7 protein-coding genes are annotated in these 8,036 nt (G+C 47.0%); 5 read left to right on the forward strand and 2 right to left on the reverse strand.

Going from position 1 to position 8,036, the window contains the following annotated elements; all coding sequences use genetic code 11:
* Positions 1-32: 32 nt before the first annotated feature.
* Positions 33-227, reverse strand: a complete 195-nt coding sequence (locus QUA47_RS24105) for a hypothetical protein (protein ID WP_333402300.1) — start codon at positions 225-227, stop codon at positions 33-35.
* 11 nt (positions 228-238) lie between these two features.
* Between QUA47_RS24105 and ribD the strand changes: the two genes are divergently transcribed.
* A complete protein-coding gene (gene ribD, locus QUA47_RS24110) occupies positions 239-1,414 on the forward strand; it encodes a bifunctional diaminohydroxyphosphoribosylaminopyrimidine deaminase/5-amino-6-(5-phosphoribosylamino)uracil reductase RibD (protein ID WP_333286579.1) in 1,176 nt (391 codons plus the stop codon).
* Positions 1,415-1,459: 45 nt separating this feature from the next.
* Positions 1,460-2,056, forward strand: coding sequence for a hypothetical protein (locus tag QUA47_RS24115; RefSeq protein WP_333286581.1), 597 nt, complete (start codon positions 1,460-1,462; stop codon positions 2,054-2,056).
* Positions 2,057-2,341: 285 nt separating this feature from the next.
* Here the strand turns inward: QUA47_RS24115 and QUA47_RS24120 are convergent, their stop codons facing one another.
* On the reverse strand, positions 2,342-3,253 hold the full coding sequence (locus QUA47_RS24120; RefSeq protein WP_333432624.1) for a PPC domain-containing protein: 912 nt from the start codon (positions 3,251-3,253) through the stop codon (positions 2,342-2,344).
* A gap of 93 nt (positions 3,254-3,346) precedes the next feature.
* Here QUA47_RS24120 and QUA47_RS24125 point away from each other — a divergent pair, with 93 nt between their 5' ends.
* The 3 genes from QUA47_RS24125 (at position 3,347) to QUA47_RS24135 (ending at position 7,850) form a co-directional block, all read left to right on the forward strand.
* The gene (locus QUA47_RS24125; RefSeq protein ID WP_333402303.1) at positions 3,347-5,050 is read left to right on the forward strand and encodes an NAD(P)/FAD-dependent oxidoreductase; all 1,704 of its coding nucleotides are present in this window, start codon (positions 3,347-3,349) and stop codon (positions 5,048-5,050) included.
* Positions 5,051-5,264: 214 nt separating this feature from the next.
* Entirely contained in the window at positions 5,265-5,747 is a 483-nt protein-coding gene (locus QUA47_RS24130; protein WP_333402304.1) for an FxLYD domain-containing protein, read from the forward strand.
* Positions 5,748-6,062: 315 nt separating this feature from the next.
* The gene (locus QUA47_RS24135; RefSeq protein ID WP_333402305.1) at positions 6,063-7,850 is read left to right on the forward strand and encodes an ABC transporter ATP-binding protein; all 1,788 of its coding nucleotides are present in this window, start codon (positions 6,063-6,065) and stop codon (positions 7,848-7,850) included.
* The last annotated feature ends 186 nt before the right edge of the window (positions 7,851-8,036 follow it).

An 8,036-nucleotide genomic window follows, 5' to 3' on the forward strand; every position in this document is an offset into this window, starting at 1 on the left:
TCACTCCCGGTAACTCACATCTTGCACCATTGTCAAGAACGGGCAAGATGCCAGTTCCACAAAAGATAAATTTTCTTGTGGAACAGGCATCTTGCCTGTTCATGAAAGGCTAATTGAGAATGGTGCAATATCTCAGTGGTAACGTACTGTTTGCCCCAGCCGCAATCGATCGTCGGATCGCAGCCAAAATTAACATCAAAGTCAGTACACTCAGGGATAGATATCATACCAAAATCTTATGGAAACTTTTCCGGCGGACGCTCAAGCGATCGCCAGCTTAGCTAACGGACAGCAGCAAGGTACAAAACAACTGGACAACAGCGAAATTCAAGAGTTCGATCGAGCCATGATGCGCCGCTGCATAGAATTGGCTCGCCGCGCTCTCGGCAAAACCGCACCCAACCCCCTTGTCGGTTCTGTAATTGTCCGAGACGGCAAGATTGTCGGCGAAGGGTTTCATCCCGGTGCCGGTCAACCTCACGCCGAAGTTTTTGCGCTCCGGGAAGCGGGGGAACTCGCCGAAGGAGCGACCGTCTACGTGAACCTGGAACCCTGCAACCACTACGGCCGGACTCCCCCCTGTTCCGAAGCTTTAGTTAAGGCCAAGGTGGCAAAAGTAGTGGCTGGCATGGTCGATCCGAATCCTTTGGTAGCTGGAACTGGGCTGGCCCGGTTGCGAGAGGCTGGCATTGAAGTGGTGGCGGGAGTGGAAGGGGAAGCTTGCCAAAAACTCAACGAGGCTTTTGTACACCGGATTTTGTACCGCCGGCCTTTTGGAATTTTGAAATATGCAATGACTTTGGACGGTAAAATTGCTACCAGTAGCGGCCACAGCGCTTGGGTAACAGGCGAGGAGGCTCGGAGCGAGGTACACCGGTTGCGCGTGGGCTGCGATGCTGTGATTGTTGGGGGAAATACGGTGCGTCTGGACAATCCTCTACTGACAAGTCACCAGCCTGATAGGAATAATCCCCTGCGGGTGGTGATGAGCCGCACTCTGGATTTGCCGAAGTCGGCTTGGTTGTGGGAAACCTCTGTGGCGGCTACTTTGGTGCTGACTGAACCTGGGGTTAACCCGGAATTTCAGGAATTTTTGATCGCCAAAGGGGTGGAAGTTGTGGAGCTCTCGCCTCTGACACCGACTAATGTTATGGCTTATTTGTACGATCGATCTTTTCTTTCTGTACTCTGGGAGTGTGGTGGCACTTTGGCGGCCGAGGCAATTGCTGAGGGTGCAGTTCAAAAAATTATGGCTTTTATTGCTCCTAAAATTGTCGGCGGCCAAGGAGCTCCAACTCCTGTAGGAGATTTGGGGTTTTCGGCAATGACTGATGCTTTGGCTTTAGATCGGGTTTCTTGGCGCGCAGTGGGTGCAGATTGTGTGGTGGAAGGCTATTTGAAAATTAAAGATTGAAAGTTAAAAGTGAGTCTTTCTAGTTTTTGATTTTTAACTCCTTTTATGGTTGAAATTCTGATTTGGAGTTTGATGGTTGGCAGTCTCGGCTTAGAGGCGGCGCTCGCGGGTGTATTGGTGAGCCGCGAGCAAGCGGCTGCGTGGCAAAAATACAACGAGGAGGAGGAAGTTTTGACTCGGTACGAATCTCAAGAGGATAATTTTAATGCGCCTGAAAATGCGCCCTCCAATGGCAATCCCAAACCCGCTCCTAATGCTGTTGATTTGACGGTTTGGGAGTACAAGATTGTGCGGGCTAGCAACGATTTGTTTCGCAATCCTGCGATTTTTCACAAGCTGTGCCGGGAAGAGGCGGAGGTTGGCTGGATTTTGCTCGAAAAGCTCGACGACAGGCGAGTGCGGTTCAAACGTCCGATCGCGCTGCGGGACGCCCCGAGGCCTAATTTACCCACCTTTGATCCTTACCGCACTCATTACGGCCCGATCTCGAATGCGATGAGTTGGGCTGCGGCGATCGTGTTTCTGAGCGCGATCGTGCTTCCCGCTGTTTTGGGCTATGCTTTGGTGTCTACTACTCTAACCAGAAGTCGCTCTAATTGGCCTCCGGCACCTGTTCAATCTTTGCCCTCTCCCAGGGGGTAAGAAACTAATAAGTGAAAGATGGCCCAATGGAAGATGGAAGATGGAAGAAAGAATTGTTTGTTTTAATATCAAGTACGGTCAAAAATTTATAATTAGGTTTGTAGTGAGGACTTAAGTCTTCTCTTCTCTTAAGAGGGTGACAACAAACAATTATATTATAAGTCATTAACCGGACAGTATCTAACTGACAAACCCGCAGAATTATTTAATTATAAATTATTCTTTAATTCTGCATTCTGTCTTCCACCTTCTGATTTGGACTGCCTTCGAGTGTAAACCCTCATGTCATAGAAGCGGCGTGGGAGAAGGAGCGGAAAGCAATCTCAAGTCATAATTTGTATCGCCTTGAAATTGAGAAACGCGGACGAAATAAATCCCCGCAGGTAAAGGCCCATTGCTGACAATTGTTTCTGAAGCCGTGCTTAAATTGTTAGACGAAGCAATAAGATCGTCTGATCCAACTGCGCCGTTGCCGTTGATATCTTGAATTAATTCAACATCAACATCTGCACTCAAACCGTCAACAGTTACACTGAAAAGGCTGGGAGTGTTGAGGATGAAACTGTAAATGTCGGCTGGTTCAGCAGCTCCCACAAAATCGCTCGCCGTTTGAATTTCTGTCAGAATGCCTAGGCTTTTTGCTGCGTTCAAATTGTCTGCGGGATCGGGGAGAGTGCTCAACACTCCTTCTTGTTGACCGAATTGAATGTAGTGGTCGATCGCACTTTTAACTGCGCCGCTATTGACTGCTGCTGCTACCAGCGGATATTTTTCTAGATAAAAGCTGGGATCGAAGAAAACGCTGGGTTTGCGGTTTTCTATTTGACCGACTTTGAAGTAGTGTTCAAATGCGGTAAATTGATTTGTTTGGACTGCTGTCTGAACGTCGGGGTTGCTTGTTAGATAAAAATTAACATCGAAGAATGGGTTGGGGTTGCGAACTTCAAATTGACCGAATCTGATAAAGTGATCGGCGCCTGAAAAACCGTTGAGTTTCGCTGATGTCGCTACATCTGTATTGGTGTCTAAATAATAGCTGGCGTCGAACAGGGCATTGGGGTCGCGATTTTCAAATTTGCCAATTTTTCGGTAGTGATCGAAGGGACTCGATACCGTGCCTCTGGCAACTGCTACCGCGACATCTGGGTTGTTTTCGAGATAAAATTTGCTGTCGAACAGTGTTCTGAGGGTTAGCATTATTAAAAAAATCTCTCTGGACTTTAGTCTGGAAAGTGCACGATCGAGAATCCAGTTTACATCAAAGTTTTGTTTTGTGAGGATGTCTTAATTATGGCTAAATCTGGACTGATGGCAATGCTGCGCCGCGCTGCGAGTATTGCTCAGAAATCAAGGGAAACGGGCATTCCGGCTGATGAACTGCTGGGGATGCTGAGCGCTGGCATTCCCAATTCTGCCATATCTCGGCGCCGCTTGCTGCACGGGGGCTTAGCTGCTGCGGGGGCTGTCGCTGCTGCGACTTTTACCAGGGAGGGAGGGGGAGCTTTTGCTCAACAGGGCGGACGATCGCCCATTTTGGTTGTGGGTGCGGGGATTGCGGGTTTGACGGCGGCTTATCGCTTGCGCCAAGCGGGCGTGCGCGCCGATATAATCGAGGCAACTAACCGCGTGGGGGGGCGGATACGCACTATTCCCAAGGTGGCTGGAACGCTGATTCCGGCGGAGTTGGGGGGAGAATTTATTGACACCGGCCACACTAATTTAATCTCGCTGGCGTCGGAATTGGGTTTGCGGGCGATCGACTTAGCCCAAGTGCAGAGTGGACTGGTGAAGGATACTTTTTTCTTTCAAGGGCGCCGCTTTTCTCTTGAGCAATTAATCGCGGAATTTGCGCCGCTAGCGACTAAAATTACTGCTGATTTGGAGGCGGTTGGCGATGAAATTAGCTATCTCGATTTTACGGAAGCAGCGGAAAGATTGGACAATCTTTCGATCGCTGAATATGTAGACCAAGCTGAGACTAGCACGCTTGTCCGGCAGTTACTCCGCATTGCTTACACGACTGAATACGGTCGAGATCCTGAAGAACAGTCGGCGTTAAATCTGCTGTTTTTAATCGGTTCTGAGGCGGGCAGTTTTGAATTGTACGGCAACAGCGATGAGCGTTATCAAATTGACGGCGGTAACAGTCAAATTATCAACCGTTTGGCGGGTCAATTGTCTGGTTCGATCGAAGCGGGGACGGTTTTGGAAGCGATTACTCTTTTGCCGGATGGCCGCTATCGGGTAAATTTGCGATCGGGACAAAGCGCGTTCGAGCGCACTTACGAGCGAGTTTTGTTAACTTTGCCGTTCAGCACTCTGCGAGACGTTAGAATTAACGTACCTTTACCCCAACCAAAACGCAGGGCGATCGAGCAGTTGGGTTACGGTACTAATTCTAAGTTAATTACTGGCTACCGCAGCCGAATTTGGCGGGAACTTTATCGATCGACTGCTTCTGTTTATAGCGATTTAGGATTCCAGAATACCTGGGAAGCTACGCCTTTCGCCCCTACTCCTAACGGTTTAGTTACTAATTTTACAGGAGGAAAGCAGGGTTTGTCGATCGGCGCCGGAACTCCAGAAGACCAAGCACAAAGATTTTTGAACCAATTTGAAAGAGTTTTTCCCGGAGTGAGAAATTTGCGATCGGGCAAAGCTGTGCGAGCTTATTGGCCGGGAGAACGCTTTTTCAAAGGTTCTTATGCCTGCTATTTAGTCGGACAGTGGACACAAATGTACGGCGTTGAAGGCGAACGAGTTGGCAATTTATATTTTGCCGGGGAACACACTTCGCTGGAAAATCAAGGTTACATGGAAGGCGGTTGCGAAACTGGACAAAGGGCGGCTGTTGAAATTTTGCAAGACTTAGGTTTGATACCTTCTGCTGAGGCTTTGAATGCTCGAACTGCGAGTAATTTGAACAATCGCCGTCCCAGCCGGAAAGTTCCCGGGGCGCAGAATCTTAGGAATAGAAAGCCGAGTATTAGATAATCTCGTAAGGTGCGTATCTAATCCTTGTGTGGTGGCTTTGAGCAACGCGCATTTAATTCTTGTGGTGTGGCTTTGAGCAACGCACATCTAATTCTTGTGGGGTGGGCTTCTAGCCCGCCCGAAAAATTACATTAGTCATAATATCCACCATACAGAGAGATATGCAAACGTAAAAGTTATGTGAATTATATTGTACAAACTTTTGTCAAAAAACATGATTATTTTACCTTTAACACTAGCTTTATCTAGTTTGCTAATATCGCCGCTCTCGGCTCGCCCTCTGCTTACAGACTTTACAAATACAATGGCTCAAGCTTTACCAGTTGATGAGCCGTTTTGCTACATGAAAACCCCCGACGGCAAAACAGTAGACTTGGGCAAGTTATGCGAGAAACAGCCATCTTTAGGAACTTCCCAAACTTGCATTTCCGGTGCCAACATCGCTGCCCAAGTGTCAATTGCGGCGACTAATTATGACGGCAACGTTTTCAGCGGTCAAGTCCTTAATCAAGGCTGCAAAATAATCAAGAATGTCAAAGTCAATTATGAAGTTTTGGACGAGTCAGGCAATTTAATTGACAACGGATTTATCTACGCTGAACCAGTTACTCTTGCACCCGGACAGTCAGCCGCCTTTCGGGGCGAAGTAGTCGCGGGGGCTAAGGTACAGGCTACTCATGCCGACGGTCAAGAATGATTTTAGATTTTAGATTTTAGATTTTAGATTGAAGAATTGAAGAATTGGACAATGAACCCCACAGATGAATCCGTGGGCTTTCTATCCCGGATGCTTTCGGTGAAGAATGATTGTTGAGATTTGCCCGATCACTGTTATCATATTCTGGCTCAGATATCTCTATGACTTACGCAGAGATCCCCCTAAATCCCCCTTCAAAAGGGGGACTTGGAATAATAATCTTGTTCCCCCCTTATTAAGGGGGGTTAGGGGGGATCGAAGTTTGAATATTCTTGCAGAGATCCCCAAAAACAGAATTTGCGAGGGCAAAATATCTTGAAAACTCGATCGACATACTGGCAAATCTTACCCTACCTCCGTCCCCAAAAACAAACCATCGGTAAAGCATTAGCTTGTACCGTAGTATTTACCATATTTTGGCCGATTATAGCGTGGCTGGTTGGCGAAACAGCCAAATTTATAGGTAATGGAGATTTAAAAGGCTTCGCTCAAATTGCTGCACTCAGCGCCATCATATTTCTAATTCGCGGTACAGCCCAGTACGGTCAAGATACGCTGATGGCAAAAGCTGCTTTGACTATTGCTTTAGAAATTCGCAAAAAAGTCTACTCCCACCTGCAAAAACTCAATATCGGCTACTTTGAAACCGCCAAAACCGGAGATTTATCCTACCGCCTCACAGAAGATATTGACCGCATTGGCGAAGTCGTAAATAAATTTTTTCATCAGTTTATCCCTTGTGTTTTGCAGCTAATTGCCGTGCTGGGGTATATGATTTATCTCAACTGGCAATTAACTCTAGGTGCATTAATTATTGCACCGCTGATGGCTATCTTAATTGGTTGGTTTGGCGAGAAACTGCTAAGTTACTCGCGCCAAAGTCAAAATCGCATCTCTGATTTATCCGCTTTGCTGACAGAAGTATTCAGCGGCATTCGCTTAATCAAAGCATTTGTGGCTGAAGACTACGAAATTGCCCGCTTTGCAGAAGAAGCAGAACAAAACCGCCGCGCTAAGTATTTGTCAGAACGAATAAAAGCACTTCAGTTCGTTGTAGTTGGCTTTCTGGAAGCGATGAGTGTGATTTTGCTCTTTTTCCTGGGAGGTTGGCAAATTTCTCAAGGAAATCTTACAGGTACTGAATTTATCAGTTATATCGCAGGGGTGGCACTTTTAATTGACCCCATCGCTATTACAACTGCTAATTACGGAGATTTTAAGCAGGGAGAAGCTTCTAGCGATCGCATTTTTGAATTATTAGCAATTGAACCAACAGTAGTCGAAAAACCGGGCGCAATTGAACTTCCCCATGTTACAGGCAAAGTCGAATACCGCAACATTAATTTTGCCTACCCCTCTCAACCCGCCCTTGACAATGGGGGAAAACAGCCTCAACCCCCCCTTGATAAGGGGGGGCAAGGGGGGGTTCCGATTTTACAAAATATGAGTTTACTGGCACTTCCCGGAGAAATGATTGCTCTCGTGGGTGCATCCGGTGCGGGTAAAACTACTTTAGTAAATTTGCTACCCAGATTTTACGATCCGCAAGCGGGACAGATTTTAATTGACGGTATTGATATTCAAGATGTCACCTTAAATACTCTGCGGCGACAAATCGGAATTGTACCGCAAGAAACGATTTTATTTTCGGGTACAATTGCTCAAAATATCGCTTTTGGTCAATCTTATTATGAACTGAAAGATGTGCAAAAAGCTGCGGAGATTGCTAACGCTCATCAATTCATTAGTGAGTTTCCCGACGGTTATCAAACTTGGGTAGGAGAAAGGGGTGTAAATTTATCTGGCGGACAGAAACAAAGAATTGCGATCGCCCGTGCAGTTTTGCTTGATCCCAGAATATTGATTTTGGATGAAGCGACATCGGCGCTGGATTCGGAATCCGAAGGTTTAGTCCAAGAAGCGCTGGAAAGATTGATGCGCGATCGCACTGTGTTTATTATCGCTCACCGCTTGGCTACTGTGCGGAGAGCCGATCGCATTTTAGTTTTGGAAAAAGGCAGAATTGTCGAATCTGGGACGCACGAGGAGTTGCTGGAAAAGGGAGCTCGCTATGCTGGCTACTACGCTCAACAGTTTAGCTGATAAGCTGCGTTATTTCCTCGTTTCAAGGCTCTGCCTTTCTACGTTGGCAGTGAAAACGTCCGTCCTCAAAGTTTGGGGAATTAGGACGGACGTTCTTCATAAAAAAATCGTAAGGATTCAGGTCTAAACTTGAGGGATTAAAGATGGGGTCTGCACAGCGGAGTTAACCATTGCCTTTATAGCCTG

It is taken from the genome of Microcoleus sp. MON2_D5 (assembly GCF_036701905.1).
GTDB lineage: Bacteria > Cyanobacteriota > Cyanobacteriia > Cyanobacteriales > Microcoleaceae > Microcoleus.